Source organism: Halovibrio sp. HP20-59 (genome assembly GCF_033052795.2).
GTDB lineage: Bacteria > Pseudomonadota > Gammaproteobacteria > Pseudomonadales > Halomonadaceae > Vreelandella.
In genome coordinates this window covers 69,883-89,761 of sequence record NZ_JAWJUW020000009.1, presented here as the reverse complement: position 1 = coordinate 89,761, position 19,879 = coordinate 69,883, and the positions used below count along the sequence as shown (strand labels likewise).

Genomic DNA, 19,879 nt, shown 5'->3' with positions numbered 1-19,879 from the left:
GGTAGATCGCTATGGCAGCTGCAAAAGAGATACGCACCCAGATCGGGAGCATTAAAAATACGCAGAAAATCACCAGTGCCATGGAAATGGTCGCTGCGTCGAAAATGCGTAAAGCGCAAGATCTGATGAAAGCCAGTCAGCCTTACGCTCGCCAGATCCGTAATGTGGTCGGCCACATTGCCGACGCCAACCCCGAATATAAGCACGACTATATGGTCGAGCGTAGCGAGGTGAAGCGCGTTGGTTATATTGTGGTCTCCACTGATCGTGGTCTGTGCGGTGGTTTGAACCACAACCTGTTTAAAGCCTTACTCAAAGAGGCCAGCGAGTGGAAAAAACAGGGCGCAGAGCAAGATTTTTGCGCGCTTGGCGCCAAGGCCAGCACCTTTTTCCGCAACTACGGTGGCAATTTGGTGGCGGCGAAAAGTGGTTTAGGCGAAAAGCCCACCGTTGATGGGTTGATCGGCAGTATTAAGGTCATGCTCGAAGCGTACGATGAAGGACGTCTTGACCGGCTTTACGTGGTGCACAATGAGTTTGTCAACACCATGACTCAAAAGCCAGTCGTACGGCAGCTTCTTCCGCTGTCGCCTGATATGGGCGCCGACGCTGAGCAAGACGACGAAAACGCCCGTCCCGGAAGTTGGGACTACCTGTATGAACCGGATGCCAAGGCGTTGCTTGATAGCCTGTTGGTTCGCTTCATCGAATCGCAGGTGTATCAGGCGGTAGTGGAAAACGGCGCTTGTGAGCAAGCCGCCCGAATGATCGCTATGAAAAGTGCCACTGACAACGCAGGCGGCCTGATCGACGATCTGGAGATGGTTTATAACAAGGCCCGCCAGGCCGCCATCACCCAGGAAATTTCTGAGATCGTCGGCGGCGCTGCTGCCGTATAACGCCTAGAGAGTCCGGTAGCAACATCGGACTCTCGGTTGACAGGTTTCATTTGCAGGTTTTAGAGAGGAACCAAGATGAGCGGACGTATCGTACAAATCATCGGCGCGGTGATTGACGTAGAGTTTCCGCGGGACTCTGTGCCCAAGGTCTACGACGCGCTAAAAGTCTCTGATGTAGAGACCATCCTCGAAGTCCAGCAACAGCTGGGCGACGGGGTGGTGCGCACCATCGCTATGGGCTCCACCGAGGGCTTGAAGCGTAGCATGGACGTAACCAGCACAGGTGCTGCGATTTCGGTCCCCGTGGGTAAAGCCACGCTGGGCCGTATTATGAACGTACTCGGTGAGCCCATTGATGAAGCGGGCGAAATCGGCGAAGACGAACGCATGCCGATCCACCGTAAAGCACCGGGTTATGCCGACCAGGCAGCCTCTAGTGAGCTGCTGGAAACCGGCATCAAGGTAATCGACTTGGTCTGCCCGTTTGCCAAGGGCGGTAAGGTCGGTCTGTTCGGCGGTGCGGGTGTGGGTAAAACCGTTAACATGATGGAGCTTATCCGCAACATTGCCACCGAGCACAGCGGCTACTCCGTATTCGCCGGTGTTGGTGAGCGTACCCGTGAGGGTAACGACTTCTATCATGAAATGACCGAATCCAACGTTATCGATAAGGTATCGCTGGTATATGGTCAGATGAACGAGCCGCCGGGTAACCGTCTGCGCGTTGCATTGACCGGCTTGACCATCGCTGAGAAATTCCGTGATGAAGGCCGCGACGTGCTGCTGTTCGTCGATAACATCTACCGTTACACCCTGGCCGGTACCGAAGTATCCGCCCTGTTGGGTCGTATGCCGTCAGCGGTAGGTTATCAGCCGACGCTCGCCGAAGAGATGGGCGTTCTGCAAGAGCGTATCACCTCGACGAAAACCGGTTCGATCACCTCCGTACAGGCCGTTTACGTGCCTGCGGATGACTTGACCGATCCGTCGCCGGCGACCACTTTCTCGCACTTGGATGCCACCGTGGTATTGGCACGTTCAATCGCCGAATTGGGTATCTACCCGGCGATTGATCCGCTGGATTCCACCTCGCGTCAGTTGGATCCGCTGGTCGTTGGTGAAGAGCACTACAACACCGCGCGCGGTGTGCAGAACGTGCTCCAGCGCTACAAAGAACTTAAGGATATTATCGCCATTCTGGGGATGGACGAGCTGTCTGATGAAGACAAGCTGGCCGTTTCCCGGGCGCGTAAAATCCAGCGCTTCTTGTCGCAGCCGTTCTTCGTGGCTGAGGTATTCACCGGTTCTCCCGGTAAGTATGTTTCGTTGAAAGACACGATCAGTGGCTTCCAGGGCATTCTTGCTGGCGAATACGACGATATGCCGGAACAGGCCTTCTATATGGTCGGCTCAATCGACGAAGCTGTCGAGAAAGCTAACCAGATGAAGAAGTAATCCCGTCCATTAGGGGGATTCGCTATGGCGAATAGCTTCACTTGCAATATCGTCAGCGCTGAAGCATCCATCTTCTCAGGTACCGTTGAGCATGTGATTGCTTCGGGGGTGATGGGTGATCTGGGCGTTTTGCCAGGTCACGCTCCGCTGCTGACTGAGCTTCAGCCGGGTCCGGTTCGCGTGATCTATGATGGTGGCGCTGAAGAGAACTTCTACGTTACTGGCGGCTTCATGGAAGTCCAGCCGGATGTGGTGACGATACTGGCTGATGCTGCTTCGCGTGCCAGCGACCTCAATGAGGCCGCTGCCGAAGAAGCGCGTCAGCAGGCGCTGAAAGCCTTTAATGAGAAGTCATCGGAGCTTGATTACACTCGAGCTGCCGCTGAACTTGCCGAAGCCGTTGCTCAACTGCGAACGATTCAGCAGCTGCGTAAAAAGGCGGGTAAAGGCTAATACTCACGCGCTTGGCGTGTATCCAACGCCTCTTGAACCCGCTACCAGGGTTTAAGGGGCGTTTTTTGTTTAACGGTATGATAAGTAAGTAGGTGAGATTAAGGCGGTAACACGACGTTTGTTAGCGTGAAGGGGAGAGCCATGGCATTGAATGAAGAAAGCCTACAGGAATTAAAAGCCGAACTGCTCGATGAGTTGGCCAAGGAAGTGCCTAGTAAATCGATGCTCTCTTTGCGTTTAGCCGAAACCCGCTCAGCGGATATCGGTGAAGTGCTTGAAGAGATGATCGAAGACGACGAAGAGCTGCCGGCGGCGCTCGCACTGTTGGATATTCTGTCAGCCGAGCGTGCCGCTAATGTACTGGGTTATTTGCCTGGGGAGAGCCAGCTTGAAGTCGTCGGCGAACTAAGTGACAGCCAGGTACTCAAGCTGCTGGAAGAGATGGGTTCGGACGAACGTGCCGATTTATTTAATTTGTTGGGCGAAGACCGCCGCGAAGCGCTGCTGCGTCGCATGGCCCACCGTGAGCGTGAAGATCTAAAGCGGCTTGCCAGTTACGAAGAGGGCACCGCAGGCGCCATCATGACCTCTGACTATGTGTCCATAGCCAGTGGTATGACGGTGTCGCAAGCGATGATGCGGGTACGCCAAACCGCTCCGGATGCGGAAACCGTCTACCAGCTTTATATTCTCGATAGCGATGGGCAATTAATCGGAACCATGTCGCTGCGCCAACTGATGGTCGCGCGCCCCAGGACCATTGTTGATGACATTATGATCAAGGACGTTATCAGCACCCGTGTCGACAATGCCCAGGAGGACGTTGCCCGTATTGTGGCGAAGTACGACCTGTTAGCGCTGCCGGTGATTGATGCGGATGGCCGTATGGTGGGCATTGTGACCCACGATGACGCCATGGACGTGGCTGAATCCGAGGCCACTGAAGATTTTCACAAGGGGATGTCGATCGGCCAACTGGAAGATGGCGTAAGCCGCGTGAAGCTTTGGAATCTTTACCGTAAGCGCGTGTTCTGGCTGGTACTGCTGGTCTTCGCTAACCTCTTTTCAGGCGCCGGGATTGCCTATTTTGAAGAGACCATTGCCGCACAGGTGGCGCTGGTATTCTTTTTACCGCTGTTGATCGGTAGTGGCGGTAACGCCGGTGCTCAGGCCGCTACCTTGATGGTGCGCGGCATGGCGACAGGCGACGTAGGCGTCAAGGATTGGGGCAAACTACTGGGCCGCGAGCTTCTTGTGGCGGGATCGCTAGGCATTACCATGGCGATCGCGGTAACGCCTATCGGTATTATGCGTGGGGGCGAAGCGCTGGCGATGGTGGTTGCCTTGAGCATGGTGACCATCGTGTTGTTTGGTAGCCTGCTGGGGATGTGCCTTCCCTTTGTGCTAGAGCGTTTTAAAATCGACCCCGCCACGGCGTCAGCACCCCTGGTCACAACGCTTATTGATGCTTCAGGGGTAGTGATCTATTTCAGTATCGCCACCCTGCTGCTTTCCTGACGTTTCGCTGAACAAGCGCTTAGCGCATTGAACTGCTGGCGGCGCGGGTAATAAACAGTACTTCCACATGGCCGAGCCACTCGATATCGCTCGCCAGCGCCTTTAGCTGGCTGGCCAGGCATTGGGGCGGCTGATGTACCGCATCATCAATGATCAGTGATACCGAAACTTTATCGTCCAGGTAGTGCAGCTGAAGCTCGTTCAGCGTGCGCCAAACCGGGTGTTTGTACCAGCGGGCATTGAGCGCTTCCTCTACCTCGGGGCGTAGCGGTAGCCCAGGAAAACGGCTGGGATCGCCCGCGCCGGCGTCATCTTCGGGGTCCACGTGGAAGATAACGTCGGTCAGCGCGGGGAATTCATGGCGTAGGCGCCGGCTGACTTCATTGCCAATTTCATGGGCTTCTGAGACGGTTATTTTCGGTCCCACGACCACGTGCAGGTCGACCATTACCCAGCCCGCCGACTGGCGCGTACGCAGATCGTGCACGCTATCCACACCCGGTACGCTGCAAGCCACATCGTGCATCTGATCCTGTACATCTTCCGGCAGCGCTGTATCCACTAACTCGCGGGCGGACTCCCACAGCAAGTCCAAACCTACCTTGCCGACCAAAAGGCCCACGATGATGGCAGCCACGGCATCCAGCCAGCCCACCCCAAACTGGGCGCCTACCAAGGCCACCAGCACCACGGCGGTGGATAGCGCATCGCTGCGCGAATGCCAGGCATTGGCTTCGAGTAATTTAGACTTAACCCGCTTGGCAACACGCATGGTGTAGCGAAAGATCCACTCTTTGCTAAACAGCGCGATGACGGTAATGACAATGGCCAGCGCGCCTGGGGCGTTGACCTCGGCACCGCTAAACAAGCGGTCCAGGCTTGACCAAGCAATACCGCCGGCGACGAAGATCAGTACACTCCCCAGCAGTAGCGTGGTGAGAGTTTCGATGCGTCCATGACCATAGTGGTGGTCTTTATCGGGCTCTTGGCGTCCGTAATGAATAGCCGTCAGCACGAAACCATCGGTAATTAAATCAGACAATGAATGAATGCCGTCGGCGATTAACGCCGCTGAGCCGACCATAAAGCCGACCATGACTTTGACGATGCTCAACAGGGCATCCAGCCAAGCGCCAACATAGGTGACACGCTTAGCTTCTTGGCTAAGTCGTGCCGGGTCTTGAACAACTGGGGTTTCGATGGTCTGAGTCATGGGTACCTTGCAAGGACGCACGCTTTCATTAGAAGGCTATTGTAGCGCACTCCACTGGCTCGCTTATAGTCTCGACTTGCGATCGTGGTGTAAAACACTGCTTTTTAGTGCTAATGCAGTGAATGGCGGACAAAAAATTAGCGGGTGTGTATCCTTAAGCACCATTACAAACGAATACATTAACCTTACATACGGGATTACCTATGGATTGGCTCCAGGTGGTGGTGTTAGCGGTTGTTCAGGGCATTTCAGAATTTTTACCCGTTTCAAGCTCCGCTCACCTGATTTTGGTACCGGTGCTGACAGACTGGGAAGATCAAGGGTTAGCTTTTGATGTAGCATTGCATTTAGGCAGTCTTTCCGCGGTTATCATCTATTTTCGCCAGGAAATTTGGCAAATGTCGGTGAGCAGCCTCGCCGCGTTGAGCGGAAAAGGGGTGAATAACGACGCGCGACTGGCGTTTTGGGTCATGCTGGCGACATTGCCGGTAGGTATCATCGGTTTACTACTGCACGATGTTATTTCTCACTATATGCGCTCGACGCTGATTATCGGCGTCAGTTTAATTGGTTTCGGGCTATTGTTGGGATATGCCGATTGGCGCAAAAGGGGAACGCGCAGCGAGTACCAACTGCGTTGGAAGGATGTGCTGATTATTGGCGTTGCGCAGGCGCTGGCGCTGATCCCAGGCACCTCGCGCTCAGGTATTACCATGACGGCGGCGCTAATGGTGGGCATGAGCCGTGAAGGCGCAGCTCGCTTCTCTTTTTTACTCTCGATTCCGGTGATTGTCCTGGCCGGTGGCTTAGAAGCTGTGAAGTTATTGCAGGCGCCGCAATCGATCGACTGGGTAGCGATGCTGGTGGGCACCGTGCTATCCGGGCTCAGCGCGTACCTGTGTATCCACTATTTCTTAGTGGTTATTAAAAAACTGGGGATGCAGCCCTTTGTGATTTATCGCGTGCTATTCGGCGCCTGGCTGCTGTGGTTCTTTCATTTTTAAGGGCTTTTTTAGGGCAAAGCAACTATGAAAAAAGCGGTTGGGTGCACGACCAGGCGGTTAAGTGGGCTGGTGCTTATAGCGCTGTTGTTAGTGGGCTGTTCAGAAAATGACCGACCTTTGGAGCCTCCTGTTCGTTTTGAGGGCAATATTTTTGGCACCTTCTATCAGGTCACCATTATGGATCCGCTCACTCAGGGTGAGTCCCTTAAATTGGAAGAGGGCTTTTTGGCAGAGCTTGAAAGCGTTGATCAGGCGATGTCGACCTACCGTGATGATTCCGAACTGATCGCCTTTAACGAAGCGCCTTTAGATGAGTGGCAGCCGCTTTCCAATGAGCTTATTGAGGTGCTTGCGATTAGCCAATCCGTCGCTGAAGCTAGCCACGGCGCTTTTGATATTACGGTAGGCGACTTGGTTAATTTGTGGAGCTTTGGCCCTGGTGCAAGACCTGAAGAAGTGCCCGCTGATGATATCCTCACCGAGAAGCTGGCCCAGGTAGGCTTTGATGCGGTAGAAGTCGATAGTCAAAAAATGCAGGCGCGGCGTATCCGCGATGTGTTTGTCGATCTTTCCGGTGTGGCGAAAGGTCATGGCACAGACCGCGTAGCCGCATACCTGGATCAGCAGGGCATGGAACACTACTTGGTCAATATTGGCGGTGAACTGATCGCTCGGGGCCTGCGTGATGAACAAGCGCAAATACCATGGCAGGTTGGTATAGAAGTGCCTGAAGATGGCCAGCAGCGTGCTCAGCATATTCTTCCGCTAGCGAACATGTCAGTGGCTACCTCGGGTGATTATCGCAACTATTTTGAAGTGGAAGGGGAACGATTTTCCCATACCATTGATCCGCGTACGGGGCGGCCGGTGACCCATCAGGTGGCGTCGGTGTCGGTCTTCCATCCTTCCAATGCCTGGGCAGATGCCTGGGCAACCGCGTTATTGGTGGTGGGTGAAGAGGATGCCATGCAGATGGCTATTGAAAATCACCTCAAGGTACTTCTGCTCGTTCGTGATGGTGAACAGTGGCGCAGCATTGTTACACCTGAATTTGTTAATTATTTTGGTGAAACGCTGGTTAATGAGTTGGGCATTGAACAACGCAGAACCCCAACGTCCAGCAGTCCCGCCACAGCCAGCCCAGCGCCCGCTGACCCATCGGTAACAGGTGAATAGTATGCAAGAACTGGATATCGTCATTCTCGCCGCGGGTAAAGGTACGCGGATGCGTTCACAAACCCCCAAGGTGCTGCATACCTTGGCTGGAAAGCCCATGGTGCAGCATGTACTGGATACCGCCTCTGGGCTGCAGCCCGATCGCACGCACGTGGTGATTGGTCATGGCGCCGAGCAAATGCGCGCAGCGCTTGTCGACAATAGCGTGCAGTTTGCCGTTCAGGCCGAGCAGAAGGGCACCGGGCATGCGGTGGCGCAAACACTTGAGCAGTTGGGGAGCGGCAAGGTATTGATCCTTTACGGCGATGTACCGCTGCTGAAGCGGGAATCCCTGAGCGAGCTGTTGGCCCATGTGGATGAGCAACACATGGGACTATTAACGGTAACGCTAGCTGATCCCACGGGCTATGGGCGCATTGTGCGTAACGACGCAGGCGACGCGGTGGCGATTGTTGAGCAAAAAGACGCCAGCAGCGCCGAGCTTGCAATCACTGAGTGCAATACCGGCATTATGGCCATGACCAGTGCCCAGCTAAAGCGCTGGTTGCCCCAGCTCTCTTCAGACAATGCCCAAGGCGAGTACTACCTGACCGATGTGATTGCCATGGCCGCCAATGAAGGTACAAAAGTGCGTACTGCCCAACCGGCTAACGCTGTTGAGGTGGAAGGCATCAACAACCGTGCGCAAATGGCCCGCTTGGAGCGGGCTTATCAACGCCAGTTGGCCGATAAGTTAATGGCGCAAGGAGTGGCACTTGCCGACCCGGAAAGGCTCGATGTGCGCGGGCGATTGACCTGTGGGCACGATGTGTTTATCGACGTGGGCTGTGTGTTTGAAGGCGAGGTTGAGCTAGGCGAGGGCGTGCATATTGGCCCCTACTGCGTGATCAAAAACAGCACCATTGGTGCCGAAAGCGTAATAGCCAGTCACAGTGTAATAGAGGGCGCCGTGGCAGCAGGCCTCAACCAGATAGGCCCCTTTGCGCGGCTACGACCCGGGACACGATTGGCGGTAAAAGCCAAGGTGGGCAATTTTGTTGAAACCAAAAATGCCGACGTGGGTGAAGGTAGCAAAATTAACCATTTAAGCTATGTGGGGGATGCGCGGTTAGGCCGCGATGTGAACGTGGGGGCTGGCACGATTACCTGCAATTACGATGGGGCCAACAAGCACCATACTGAGATTGGTGATTGCGTTTTTGTGGGTTCTAATTCGTCCTTGGTAGCGCCGGTCACTATAGGCAAAGGGGCCACCGTAGGGGCGGGCTCTACCATTGTGCAAGACGTTACCGACGACACCTTGGCAATATCACGGAGTCGCCAGTTTGAAAAGATTGACTGGCTGCGCCCCAGTAAATGAAAAGCTCTTCATCATGATTAAAATGGTGGCATTAACGCGATACCGCTGGGCTGATTGATAGCGTGGTTAAAAACCTAGGAGAAACTCTATGTGTGGCATTGTGGCCGCCGTTGCCCAGCGCAACGTCCAAGAAATTCTATTAGAAGGACTAAAACGCCTGGAGTATCGCGGCTACGATTCAGCCGGTATGACGGTGTTCAGCGACGGCGTATTAACCCGCCATCGTGCGCTTGGGAAAGTCGCGGCGCTTGCCGCCCAATTGGAGACGGCCGCGCTGCCGGGTTTTTCGGGCATTGCACATACTCGTTGGGCAACCCACGGTAAACCCTCTGAGGCCAATGCACACCCGCACCACAGTAGCGATCAGGTTGCCGTTGTACATAACGGCATTATTGAGAACTACGAGTCTATAAAAGAGAGGCTCCAGCGCAGCGGCTATGCGTTTAGCTCCGAAACCGATACCGAAGTGATTGCTCACTTACTCTCTGAAAAGCTGGCCGATGGTCTCACCCTGTTTGATGCTACGCAGCAGATTGTTAACAGCTTAGGCGGCGCCTATGCGCTGGGGGTAATGAGCGTTAAAGAGCCTGGTGTCGTGGTTGGCGCACGCCAAGGTAGCCCGCTGGTGGTGGGCGTGGGCATTAATGAGGCTTTTTTAGCCTCTGACCCGCTGGCGCTGCTGCCGGTCACGGATCGCTTTATCTACCTTGAAGAAGGCGACTTGGTCGAGCTGCGCGAGCAGGGTGCCATTCACATTGTAGATCGCCACGGTAACGACATCGAGCGCCCGATCCATACCTTTGAGCACGGCGATGGTGCGGCCAGTAAGGGCGAGTACCGCCACTATATGCTCAAGGAGATTTTCGAGCAGCCAACGGTGATTGAGGCGGCATTAGAGGGGCGGCTGAGCGCGCATAGCGTATTAGTGGAGAGCTTTGGTCCCGATGCGCAAGCGCTTTTCCAGCGTACTCGCCAGGTGCATATTATTGCCTGCGGCACCAGCTACCATGCGGGGATGGTGGCGCGTTATTGGCTAGAGCGCTACGCCGGCGTACCGGTGCAGGTCGAGGTGGCCTCTGAATACCGCTACCGTCATCCGGTGGTGCCTGAAGGCACGCTGTTTGTCAGCCTCTCCCAGTCTGGTGAAACCGCCGACACGCTGGCCGCGCTGCGCTTTGCTAAAACGCTCGACTATATCGGCTCGCTGGCGATCTGTAACGTGCCCGGCAGCTCGCTGGTGCGGGAGTCGGATATGTCACTGATGACCCGCGCAGGCCCTGAAATTGGCGTCGCTTCGACCAAAGCCTTTACCACTCAGCTAGTAGCGCTAATGCTGCTAACGCTTTCAGTCAGTAAAGCCAAAGACCAAGCTGAATATCCCGATATTATTGCCGCCCTGCGTACCTTGCCCGAGGTCTGTCAGCGGGTGCTGGCGCTGGATCGCCAGATAGAAATACTTTCCCAAGCGTTTGCGGAAAAACACCACGCGCTTTTCCTGGGGCGCGGCGCTCACTATCCGATTGCGCTGGAAGGCGCGCTTAAGCTTAAAGAAATCTCGTATATTCACGCCGAGGCCTACCCCGCAGGAGAATTGAAGCATGGCCCGTTAGCGCTGGTCGACAGCGAAATGCCGGTGATCTCGGTGGCGCCCAACGATGATTTACTCGAAAAGCTTAAATCCAACCTGCAGGAAGTCCGCGCCCGCGGTGGTCAACTGTTTGTGTTTGCTGATGAAAGCGTGGGCATTAACGCCCAGGAAGACATCCGCGTGTTAACCCTGCCCCACGTGCATGAAGCACTGGCCCCATTGCTATATACCCTGCCACTACAGCTGCTGAGCTACCACGTCGCCGTCCTCAAAGGGACCGATGTTGATCAGCCGCGTAACTTGGCTAAAAGTGTGACGGTGGAGTGATTGATACGTCGATCCCCCGCGTATTAGTTAACTCATAAAAACGCTTTACAAGATGCGGCAATAAGTCGCATCTTATGTGCAGCCGTTGCGTTGCAGCATGTCGTTAGGGTGCTTATTATCGTGGCGGTCTTTCTCCCTCCTGATTGGATAACATCGCCATGAAACCACCAAACGTCCTCGTAACCCGGCTTTACGCTAGCCGGGTCGCTTGGCTGTTGCTCGCCTGCACGCTTTTTGTCGTTCCTTCTCTCTCTTATGCCGCCGCCGGGCCCCTCGATCTTACTCTTTCGCTAGCCGGTATCTCTTCTGTCGTGATCTTCGTGCTCGCCTATGCGTTGGTGATGAGTGAAGAGCTACTGCATATGCGTAAGTCTAAGCCGGTGCTGGTCGCAGCAGGGCTTATCTGGGCGCTAGTGGCCTGGGTCTATGTACAAGCGGGGATGCCGGAAGAGGCGGAAACCGCTTTCCGCGAAACGCTGCTTGAATACGCCGAGCTTTTGCTGTTTTTGCTGGTCGCGATGACCTATATCAACGCCATGGAGGAACGCCGGGTATTTGATGCGCTACGCTCTTGGCTAGTGCGCAAAGGTTTTAGCTACCGCAGCCTATTCTGGATTACCGGGGTCATGGCATTCGGTATTTCGGCGATCGCCAATAATATGACCACGGCGATGTTGATGTGCGCGGTGGTACTCAAAGTGGCCGAGGGGGATAATAAATTTATCAGCCTTTGCTGCGTCAACGTGGTGGTGGCTTCTAACGCGGGCGGTGCCTTTAGTCCGTTTGGTGATATCACCACGCTAATGGTATGGCAGGCGGGTCAGGTGCCGTTCGAAGGCTTCTTCGCACTATTGATTCCTGCAATGGTTAATTTCATGGTGCCTGCGGTCATCATGAATTTCTTTATCGTTAATCAACAGCCCGCTTCACTTAAAGAAAATGTCTGGCTCAAGCGCGGGGCGCGGCGGATTATCGTGCTGTTTTTGATCACCGTCGCCATCTCGGTACTGTGCCACTCGGTGCTGCATTTGCCGCCCGCTATGGGCATGATGTTTGGCCTAGGCCTGCTGCAATTCTTTGGCTACTACCTGCGCCGCAGCCTGCCGCGCTCGCTTGAACGAAAGCGGGAACGCTATTCGCGCCGCGGCGACTGGAAGAAACTCGAGCAGTTGGGTAGCGTGGTACCGTTTGATATTTTCAGCCGTATCGCCCGTTCCGAGTGGGACACGCTGCTGTTCTTTTACGGGGTCGTTATGTGCGTGGGCGGCCTGGGTTTTATGGGCTATCTCAGCCTGCTTTCCGAAACGCTCTACGGCAGTTGGAACCCGGTGTGGGCGAACGTCGTGCTTGGGCTTATCTCGGCTGTGGTCGATAACATCCCGGTGATGTTCGCGGTACTTTCCATGGCGCCGGATATGTCCGAGGGTAACTGGCTGTTGATTACCCTAACCGCCGGTGTGGGGGGCAGTTTGCTTTCGATGGGCTCCGCTGCGGGTGTTGCCCTGATGGGCCAGGCGCGCGGTATCTATACGTTTGCTGTTCACTTACGCTGGATGCCGGCCATTTTATTGGGCTACGCTGCCAGCATTGTGGCGCATCTATTGATTAACGCTTCCTTGTTTTAGACGCTCGTTTCCCACTAGCGGTCATTACGCTAACACCTATAACGCCCTTCACCGATGAGTCGGTGAAGGGCGTTGGCTTTTTAGGAAATCAGGATCTAGGGGTGGTTAACTTAACGACATTATTAAAGCCTTATTACAGGTCGTGGCCGGTAATGACTTGGCAGATGTCGGCGAAGCTTTTCGCTCTAGGCACTGGGTTAATCTCTTTCCCCACGGCACTCTGTATATCGCTGGCTGAGATAAGCCCACGAATTCTAATATCGTGGTTATCGTTTTGCTCAGTGATTAACAGATGTTGATCGGTCACGGTTTCCATCGACATCACCAGATCCTCAATTGTCAGCGATGCCAGCTGGGCGACGGGCATGGCGCTAAGCTTATGCCACGGAGTCATAATCATTTCAGCGGTCACCTCTTCGCGACTGAGATTGCGCTGCTGCATGGCGATGTTGATACGCCGAGTACCAATCACTTCTTTTGAGGTAATAATACCGATGCAGTGTGCCTGGCTATCCATCACGAACAGCAGTCTTACGCCACTATAACGCATCTTGAGGTGTGCCTCGTCGATGGGTGTGTCGGCACTAACGGATTGAGGCGCTACCTGGGAGAAATCGGTGAGAACGTTCATCGCAGGGCTGGACGGCGATAGCCGCTTCGCTGCAGGCTTCGTCAGTAGGGGAGCTGAGCCTAATTGGATCAAGGGCTTTGGAGAAAAAACAATCTGGTTCATCAGGGACCTCCATGTGGAGAAAAAGGCGAACCGTGGGCATCTGGTTCACTGTACAGCTCCACAGTTGCAGGTAATTCTTATCGCAACCTTAAGAGATCCAAAATCATTATTCCGTTGAGGGCAGGCACATCTTCACGCGTAATCCTCCGTTGGGCGCCTCGTCAAGCTCTAACGTGCCACCATGGCGCGTCACAAGCCGCTCAACGATAGACAGCCCCAACCCTGAGCCCGCGCTCGGGCCGGCGCGTTGAAAGCGCTCAACGACTTTTTTTCGCTCATCGAAGGGTATGCCAGGGCCCTGGTCATCGACAATTAACTCGAACCCCTGCGCAGTCGCTACCAGCATAATGCTGATCACGCTTTGCTCCGGGGAGTGTTGCATGGCATTGCCGACCAAATTTTGTACCAAGGTTTCAATGGTGCCGGGTTCTTCTAGCATTGACCAAGCGGTCAGCTCATCGGCGTTTAATATCAGCTGTTGGTCGCGTTCTGCCGCCAATGGCGACAGTTTGGCCAAGCTTTCACGTACTTCGCTGAGCAAGTGGGTACGGCGGTATTCGGGTAGTGAATCTTCTTCGGGGTCCAAGCGAGCGAGCGTCAGTAGCTGCGTAACCAGGCGCGTCGAACGGGCAACGCCACTGCGTAAATGGCCTAACGCTTCCTGGCGATCCTCGACATTATCAGCGGTCAGGGCATTTTGCGCATGTAAATCAAGCACTGCTAAGGGGGTGCGCAGCTCATGGGCGGCATCGGCGATAAAGCGTTTTTCGCGCACGCGCATTATACGGATTCGTTCTAACAGCCGGTTAAGCGCCCCGGCGATAGTGGCTAACTCACGGGGCAGAGGGCTAAGCGTTAGAGGCTGTAAGTTATGCGGATCACGATTGCGAATCTGCTCGGCCATGCGCAGCAGGGGGGCCAAGCCCCAGCCAATCGACCACCATAGCAGCGCGGTGAGTAGGGGAAGACCGACCAGATCGGGCAGCAGCGTGCGTAGCGCCACGGCCTTGATGATTTCTCCGCGCACATCCTCACGTTCGCTGACCACGATCCGCTGGTGGGTATTTGGCACCTCCATGACATAAATACGCCAATCGTGGTCGCCAATAGGCTGGCTGGTGAAACCGGCAGGGTATTCTGCCAAAGGCACGTCGGGGGCGCCGGTGGAGCGGGCCAGCAAACGGTCCTCTTTCCAAACCTGGAAGGTCAACCTGCTTTCATAGGGGTGCCCACCAAAGCGTGTATTATTAGGAACTTCCGCACGCGCTAAGGCGCTTTCCAGGCTGTTGAGCAGCGTGTCGCGGTAGCCGTCGGGCAATGAGGTCTGCAGTAAGCCCTCCAATAAACGCGCGTTCTGTGTCAGGCTGGCATCGTGGAGCGTTTCGATTTCATGGGCGGCGTAACGGTAGCTGATAAACCCAATTACCAGCATACTAAGACCAAACACCAGTAGCGCTAGGCCCAGCGTGCGTCGACGAATAGACGTCATGAGCGCCCATCCTGATCGGTTTTATCCATGACATAACCGATGCCACGCAGGGTGCGAATAAGGTGAGGAAAAAATTTGCGGCGCAGATGATGAACATGCACCTCAATAGCGTTACTTTCCACGTCTTCATCCCAGCCGTACACCAAGCGCGTTAGCGTATCGCGGGTGAATACTCGCCCTGGGTGGGTCATAAACTCTTGCAGGAGGGTCAATTCCCGACGCGACAACGCCACGGCGTGACCCTGGTAGCTGACTCGCATGGTTAACGGATCAAGGCGAATCCCGCGGCACTCCAGCGCGCTGTTAACCTGGCCATTACTTCGCCGCAGCAGGGCGCGCAGGCGGGCTTTTAACTCAGCAACCTCAAAGGGCTTGGTGAGATAGTCATCGGCGCCCGCATCCAACCCGGCGATGCGATCATCGACGGCATCCCGCGCGGTCAATACTAAAACCGGCACGCGATTGCCTTGTCGGCGAACGGCTGCGAGCATCTGCATGCCATCCATACGGGGTAAGCCCAGGTCGAGAATGACAGCATCAAAGGGCTCTCCTTCTTTTAACGCCGCCAGTGCACTGATGCCATCGTTAAGGTGATCCACCGTGTAATGCTCGGGTTTTAGCGCCAAGCGAATACCTGAGGCCAAACTGGGGTCGTCCTCTATTAATAATATACGCATCACCGGGCCTCCTCTAAAACGCCACTAAACACTGAAAAGGCTAGCGTGGAAAGGCGCGTACCGTCAGGATGTCGGTTATAGGCTGTGCGATAATAAACTAGCACGCTTTCTCACTGTTTCGGCAGTCCGGCCTTTGGTTGAATCCCCATGCAGCATCAGCACGACTCAAGCGTTTTTCCTTGTCCACCATTACGGCGACGTGACGCGCTGTTACAGTTAGCGGCAGCCCACGATCCCGCTATGCAACAAGCGCTTAACACGGCATTAACACCCATGGCGAATGCGTCGGATGAAGAGTGGCAGGGTCTGTGGGTAACTCAGCAGGCAGGCCTGCTCACCGGCGCTATCTGGGTGCAGCGCTTACCTATGAAGTTTGCTCAGCTATGGCTACCGAAAGCCGAAGCGCCAAAGGTTGATGCCCTATTACGCGCAGCTCATCAGTGGGTAAAAAAGCAAGATATTCGACTCTGCCATGTAGTGCTTTCACCAGAGGCGACCTTTCCAGCTGCTATTCTGCTCGCACACGGGATGCAGCGGTTGGCCTGTTTGCAGCATTTAATCGGCAGCAGCGACCAACGGTTATGGGTAAAACAACCAACGGCATTGTCATTAACAGCGTTTGATGAGCTTTCCAATGCCGAACAGCTTGCCCTATTGGCAGCGGTAGGACACGATTCGCTAGATAGCCGTCCCCTGCGCGAGATACTCTCTGTAGAAGAACTATTAGCGGGTTTTTACCAACAGGACCTGCAGGCACCACAGCATTGGTACGCGGTTGGCTATCGAGGGGTTATCGTGGGCGTACTGTTGTTGGCGCCCGATGCCGCATCAGGCCGGTGGGAGTTGATGCTAATGGGGCTGAAGCCTAAGTGGCGGGGTCAAGGTTTGGGGCGTGCGCTATTGAATAAAGCCCTGAACCTCGCCCAGCAAGCTGGGGCGAGGGAGATCATATTAGCGGTGGACGCGGTCAATTTACCCGCCAAGCGGTTGTATCAGCAGGCAGGTTTTATGCGCTATACGCAGCAGCACTTATTCGCTTGGAAAGGCAATGATGGTAGGCGCTAATCGCCAAAATAAGGCGACAATAGTCGTCAACGGTTGAATCGCCGCGCTTAGTAGCATTTTCTTGCGCTTTGCGTTGCCGTTATACTAGCTCTAAACGCGTGTCTTGGCGTCTCGGCGGTGCATCGTTGATTTTAGCGCTGCTGCGCAAAGGGAGTAAGGCAGAAGTTGAGAACAAACGTTTGATGACAATACTCAAGAGGTGGTGAGAGTGAAAGCTAAGCTGATCATGAGCGGGCTGGCGGCCCTTGGTTTCATGGCGGGCACATCGAGTGTTTATGCCCAAGATGACGCCGCACGTAATGCGATTGCCGAGCGTTTGGCGCCGGTAGGGCAACTCTGTTTACAAGGCCAAGACTGTGGCACCGCGGCAGCACCGGCGGCAGCCGCTAGTAGCGGCAGTGATATCGACGGCGAGGGTATCTACGGCAATGTGTGTAGCGCCTGTCACGAATCGGGCGCTGCGGGCGCGCCTATTCGCGGTGATGAAGCGGCTTGGGCTGAACGTACTGAACAAGGCTTTGCCACGCTGCTAGACCACGCTATCAATGGTATCGGCGCCATGCCAGCGAAAGGCGGTAACCCCAACCTTTCCGATGAGGAAATGGAAGCAGCGGTTGCCTATATGGTTGAGCCGGTTATGGAAGTACCCGAGTTGAGTAGTGGCGACGAAGCTGCTACCGACGAGACAACCGCTGCTGAAGGTGAAGAAGCGGCAAGTGAAGAAGCAATGGCTTCAAACGACGGTGCAGCGAGTGAAGAAGACGCGGCTGCATCCGAAGAAGCTAGCGGTGGCGGCAACGGTCTAGATGGTGAAGCCCTCTACGCAAGCTCTGGCTGTATGGCTTGCCATGCCTCCGGCGTTGCCGGTTCACCGATGCTGGGCGATTCTGAAGCCTGGGCAGCGCGTTTAGACAAGGGGGCTGATGCGCTCTATTCCAGCGCTATTAACGGCATCGGCGCTATGCCAGCCAAAGGCGGTAACCCCAACCTTGCTGACGAAGAGGTTATGGCCATCGTTGATTACATGATGGCTGAAGCTCAGTAGCGGCAAGCAGGCTCTGATTCAGTTTGTTAAATTTATCCACAGGGTGTTTGAATACTCGCCCTGTGGGTATTTTTATTTTAAAGGCCTCGTTTTATCACTCATGTTTTATCACCCCAACAGCGAACGCAATCCGGCAATGGCGTCTTTGCCACGGGCTTGCTTCTTCTCTGGATCCTCTTTGTCGGCCCGGCCTTCCCACTCTAAATCCTCTCCAGGCAATTCGTCTAAAAAGCGGCTGGGCGCACAGTCCATTAGTTCGCCGTAGGCTTTGCGCTGGCGGGCGAGTGTTAACGTCAGCGTGCGTCGTGCCCGGGTAATGCCCACATAGGCCAGCCGCCGCTCTTCTTCTACGGTGCCTACCTCAATGGCGTTGCGGTGGGGCAGTAGATCTTCCTCTAAGCCCATTAAATAGACGTGGGGGAATTCCAGGCCTTTAGAGGCGTGCATGGTGAGCAGTTGCACGCGATCAGAATCATCCTCTTCTGCCTGCTGTTCGAGAATATCGCGCAGTACCAGGCGTGAAATAGCCGCTTGAACGCCGTCGGTTTCGGTCTCGGTAGAATCTGTATCGTCCTCTGGGTCGCGATTGAGCGATTTTTCTAGCTGGTCGATGAGAATCCACACATTGGCCATGCGCCGCTCGGCGACGGTGGGCGCGCTGGCGTTTTGATACAGCCACGCCTCATAGTCCATATCCCGCAGCATGTCGCGAATGGCGGCAATCGCATCGCCTTGATCCATGCGCTTACGCACGCCGTCGATAAAGTGAGTGAAGCGTGACAGCCGCTCCGTAGCTCGGGTCGGTAATACTTGTTCCAACCCCAGCTCATGGCAGGCGGCAAACAGCGAAATTGAGCGCTCGGTGGCGTAGTTGGCAAGCTTCTCGACAGTGCCGGGGCCCACTTCACGGCGTGGCACGTTCACAATACGCAAAAAAGCGTTGTCGTCAGCGGGATTAATCAGCAGGCGCAGGTAAGCCATGGTGTCTTTAATTTCGTTGCGCGAGAAAAACGACGTACCACCGGAGAGCTTGTAAGGAATTTGGTAGTGCTGCAGTTTAAGCTCCAACAAGCGGGCCTGGAAGTTGCCCCGATAAAGGACCGCAAAATCCCGCCACTCGGCTTTTTCTTTGATACGCCGGGTGAGCATTTCGCTGGCGACCCGCTCAGACTCAGCCTCTTCATGGCGATTCACAATCACCCGAATAGGCGCGCCGTCGCCCATATCCGACCACAGCGTTTTCTCGTAAACGTGGGGGTTATTGGCGATCAGTGTGTTGGCGGCGCGTAGTATCGTGGCGGTAGAGCGGTAGTTCTGCTCTAGTTTGATGACTTTCAGGCGCGGGAAATCTTCACCCAGGGTAATCAGGTTTTCAGGACGTGCGCCGCGCCAGGCATAGATCGACTGATCATCATCACCGACCACGGTGAACGTGGAGCGCTCCGCCATCAGCAGTTTCACCAGCAAGTACTGGGAAACGTTGGTGTCCTGGTACTCATCGACGAGCATGTAGTGGATTTTGCGCCGCCAGCGCTCTAGCGCTTCCGGGTCGTTCTTGAGCAGTACCACCGGCAGCAGAATCAGGTCGTCGAAATCCACCGCGTTGTAGGCTTTAAGGTGGCGTACGTAGGCTTCGTAGACCCGGGCGGCAAAGTGCTCATCGTCATCCGCAGCAAACGAGAGTGCGTCGCTGGGCAGCACTAAATCGTTCTTCCAGGTGGAAATTTTGCTCTGCACGGCATTGATCTGCTCGGCGTCCACCTGGGCGTCCTTGTTCATCAAATCACGTAGCAGCGCTTTGGCGTCTTCCGGGTCAAATAGCGAAAAGCCCGGTTTATAGCCGAGGGTTTTCAGCTCGCCGCGGATAATATTCAGCCCCAGGGTGTGGAAGGTGGAGACCGTTAACCCGTGGCCCTCTTTGCCGTGGAGCATCTGGCCTACACGCTCTTTCATTTCCCGAGCGGCTTTGTTGGTAAACGTCACCGCGGCGATCTTGCGCGCGCTCATTCCGCACTCTTGCACCAGGTAAGCAATTTTGGTGGTAATTACGCTGGTTTTACCGGAACCTGCGCCCGCCAGTACCAAGCAGGGGCCATCAATATAGCGCACGGCTTCCTGCTGGCGCGGGTTTAGCCCTTTGATGCGGCTAAGAATACTCTTGGGCGTGGCAGGCATCATGGCGAAGGCAATCCTCTGCGAGTGTTGCTAGACGTTTTCAAGTGCGGTTTCACGGGCGTTTTCGATTACAATCG

General features: G+C 55.0%; 16 protein-coding genes. 11 read left to right on the top strand and 5 right to left on the bottom strand.

Annotation, left to right across the window (positions count from 1 at the left end; translation table 11 throughout):
• Nucleotides 1-11 precede the first annotated feature (11 nt).
• The 4 genes from atpG to mgtE all read left to right on the top strand — a co-directional run bounded on the left by atpG (nt 12) and on the right by mgtE (nt 4,325).
• Complete coding sequence (gene atpG / locus RZA33_RS11855) at nt 12-899, top strand: F0F1 ATP synthase subunit gamma (protein ID WP_317507923.1); 888 nt, start codon at nt 12-14, stop codon at nt 897-899.
• 75 nt (nt 900-974) lie between these two features.
• Nucleotides 975-2,354: a F0F1 ATP synthase subunit beta gene (gene atpD / locus RZA33_RS11850; RefSeq protein ID WP_317507922.1), complete on the top strand. Its 1,380-nt coding sequence runs from the start codon at nt 975-977 to the stop codon at nt 2,352-2,354.
• Between the two features lie 24 nt (nt 2,355-2,378).
• A complete protein-coding gene (locus RZA33_RS11845; RefSeq protein ID WP_317507921.1) occupies nt 2,379-2,807 on the top strand; it encodes a F0F1 ATP synthase subunit epsilon in 429 nt (142 codons plus the stop codon).
• Nucleotides 2,808-2,948: 141 nt separating this feature from the next.
• A complete protein-coding gene (gene mgtE / locus RZA33_RS11840) occupies nt 2,949-4,325 on the top strand; it encodes a magnesium transporter (protein ID WP_317507920.1) in 1,377 nt (458 codons plus the stop codon).
• 19 nt (nt 4,326-4,344) lie between these two features.
• On the opposite strand, the gene RZA33_RS11835 is transcribed toward mgtE, so the two are convergent.
• Nucleotides 4,345-5,538, bottom strand: coding sequence for a cation diffusion facilitator family transporter (locus tag RZA33_RS11835; RefSeq protein WP_317507919.1), 1,194 nt, complete (start codon nt 5,536-5,538; stop codon nt 4,345-4,347).
• 203 nt (nt 5,539-5,741) lie between these two features.
• On the opposite strand from RZA33_RS11835, the gene RZA33_RS11830 reads away from it, so the two are divergent.
• The 5 genes from RZA33_RS11830 to nhaD all read left to right on the top strand — a co-directional run bounded on the left by RZA33_RS11830 (nt 5,742) and on the right by nhaD (nt 12,618).
• Complete coding sequence (locus RZA33_RS11830; RefSeq protein WP_317507918.1) at nt 5,742-6,542, top strand: undecaprenyl-diphosphate phosphatase; 801 nt, start codon at nt 5,742-5,744, stop codon at nt 6,540-6,542.
• Between the two features lie 24 nt (nt 6,543-6,566).
• Nucleotides 6,567-7,718: an FAD:protein FMN transferase gene (locus RZA33_RS11825; RefSeq protein ID WP_317507917.1), complete on the top strand. Its 1,152-nt coding sequence runs from the start codon at nt 6,567-6,569 to the stop codon at nt 7,716-7,718.
• A 1-nt stretch (nt 7,719) separates the two neighbouring features.
• Nucleotides 7,720-9,078 (top strand): bifunctional UDP-N-acetylglucosamine diphosphorylase/glucosamine-1-phosphate N-acetyltransferase GlmU, encoded by a 1,359-nt coding sequence (gene glmU / locus RZA33_RS11820; protein WP_317507916.1) that lies wholly within the window; start codon nt 7,720-7,722, stop codon nt 9,076-9,078.
• A gap of 88 nt (nt 9,079-9,166) precedes the next feature.
• Complete coding sequence (glmS, locus tag RZA33_RS11815) at nt 9,167-10,993, top strand: glutamine--fructose-6-phosphate transaminase (isomerizing) (protein WP_317507915.1); 1,827 nt, start codon at nt 9,167-9,169, stop codon at nt 10,991-10,993.
• A gap of 158 nt (nt 10,994-11,151) precedes the next feature.
• Nucleotides 11,152-12,618, top strand: a complete 1,467-nt coding sequence (gene nhaD / locus RZA33_RS11810; protein WP_317507914.1) for a sodium:proton antiporter NhaD — start codon at nt 11,152-11,154, stop codon at nt 12,616-12,618.
• A 133-nt stretch (nt 12,619-12,751) separates the two neighbouring features.
• Here nhaD and RZA33_RS11805 read toward each other — a convergent pair whose 3' ends face one another.
• The 3 genes from RZA33_RS11805 to RZA33_RS11795 all read right to left on the bottom strand — a co-directional run bounded on the left by RZA33_RS11805 (nt 12,752) and on the right by RZA33_RS11795 (nt 15,517).
• The gene (locus RZA33_RS11805) at nt 12,752-13,351 is read right to left on the bottom strand and encodes a CBS domain-containing protein (RefSeq protein WP_317507913.1); all 600 of its coding nucleotides are present in this window, start codon (nt 13,349-13,351) and stop codon (nt 12,752-12,754) included.
• A 106-nt stretch (nt 13,352-13,457) separates the two neighbouring features.
• On the bottom strand, nt 13,458-14,840 hold the full coding sequence (locus RZA33_RS11800) for an ATP-binding protein (protein ID WP_317507912.1): 1,383 nt from the start codon (nt 14,838-14,840) through the stop codon (nt 13,458-13,460).
• On the bottom strand, nt 14,837-15,517 hold the full coding sequence (locus RZA33_RS11795) for a response regulator transcription factor (protein WP_317507911.1): 681 nt from the start codon (nt 15,515-15,517) through the stop codon (nt 14,837-14,839). Before RZA33_RS11795 ends, RZA33_RS11800 begins: the two co-directional genes overlap by 4 nt.
• Before the next feature lie 240 nt (nt 15,518-15,757).
• Between RZA33_RS11795 and RZA33_RS11790 the strand changes: the two genes are divergently transcribed.
• Together RZA33_RS11790 and RZA33_RS11785 are read left to right on the top strand one after the other, a co-directional pair.
• Nucleotides 15,758-16,582, top strand: a complete 825-nt coding sequence (locus RZA33_RS11790) for a GNAT family N-acetyltransferase (RefSeq protein WP_317507910.1) — start codon at nt 15,758-15,760, stop codon at nt 16,580-16,582.
• 208 nt (nt 16,583-16,790) lie between these two features.
• Nucleotides 16,791-17,627: a c-type cytochrome gene (locus RZA33_RS11785; protein ID WP_317507909.1), complete on the top strand. Its 837-nt coding sequence runs from the start codon at nt 16,791-16,793 to the stop codon at nt 17,625-17,627.
• A 108-nt stretch (nt 17,628-17,735) separates the two neighbouring features.
• Here the strand turns inward: RZA33_RS11785 and rep are convergent, their stop codons facing one another.
• Entirely contained in the window at nt 17,736-19,805 is a 2,070-nt protein-coding gene (gene rep, locus RZA33_RS11780; protein WP_317507908.1) for a DNA helicase Rep, read from the bottom strand.
• Between the last annotated feature and the right edge of the window lie 74 nt (nt 19,806-19,879).

Coding starts and splice junctions, on each gene's coding strand:
- rep (WP_317507908.1), bottom strand. CDS start 19,805: ATGATGCCTGCCACGCCCAAGAGTATTCTTAGCCGCATCAAAGGGCTA.
- atpD (WP_317507922.1), top strand. CDS start 975: ATGAGCGGACGTATCGTACAAATCATCGGCGCGGTGATTGACGTAGAG.
- RZA33_RS11830 (WP_317507918.1), top strand. CDS start 5,742: ATGGATTGGCTCCAGGTGGTGGTGTTAGCGGTTGTTCAGGGCATTTCA.
- glmU (WP_317507916.1), top strand. CDS start 7,720: ATGCAAGAACTGGATATCGTCATTCTCGCCGCGGGTAAAGGTACGCGG.
- glmS (WP_317507915.1), top strand. CDS start 9,167: ATGTGTGGCATTGTGGCCGCCGTTGCCCAGCGCAACGTCCAAGAAATT.
- RZA33_RS11845 (WP_317507921.1), top strand. CDS start 2,379: ATGGCGAATAGCTTCACTTGCAATATCGTCAGCGCTGAAGCATCCATC.
- atpG (WP_317507923.1), top strand. CDS start 12: ATGGCAGCTGCAAAAGAGATACGCACCCAGATCGGGAGCATTAAAAAT.
- RZA33_RS11795 (WP_317507911.1), bottom strand. CDS start 15,517: ATGCGTATATTATTAATAGAGGACGACCCCAGTTTGGCCTCAGGTATT.
- RZA33_RS11805 (WP_317507913.1), bottom strand. CDS start 13,351: ATGAACCAGATTGTTTTTTCTCCAAAGCCCTTGATCCAATTAGGCTCA.
- mgtE (WP_317507920.1), top strand. CDS start 2,949: ATGGCATTGAATGAAGAAAGCCTACAGGAATTAAAAGCCGAACTGCTC.
- RZA33_RS11835 (WP_317507919.1), bottom strand. CDS start 5,538: ATGACTCAGACCATCGAAACCCCAGTTGTTCAAGACCCGGCACGACTT.
- nhaD (WP_317507914.1), top strand. CDS start 11,152: ATGAAACCACCAAACGTCCTCGTAACCCGGCTTTACGCTAGCCGGGTC.
- RZA33_RS11790 (WP_317507910.1), top strand. CDS start 15,758: ATGCAACAAGCGCTTAACACGGCATTAACACCCATGGCGAATGCGTCG.
- RZA33_RS11825 (WP_317507917.1), top strand. CDS start 6,567: ATGAAAAAAGCGGTTGGGTGCACGACCAGGCGGTTAAGTGGGCTGGTG.
- RZA33_RS11800 (WP_317507912.1), bottom strand. CDS start 14,840: ATGACGTCTATTCGTCGACGCACGCTGGGCCTAGCGCTACTGGTGTTT.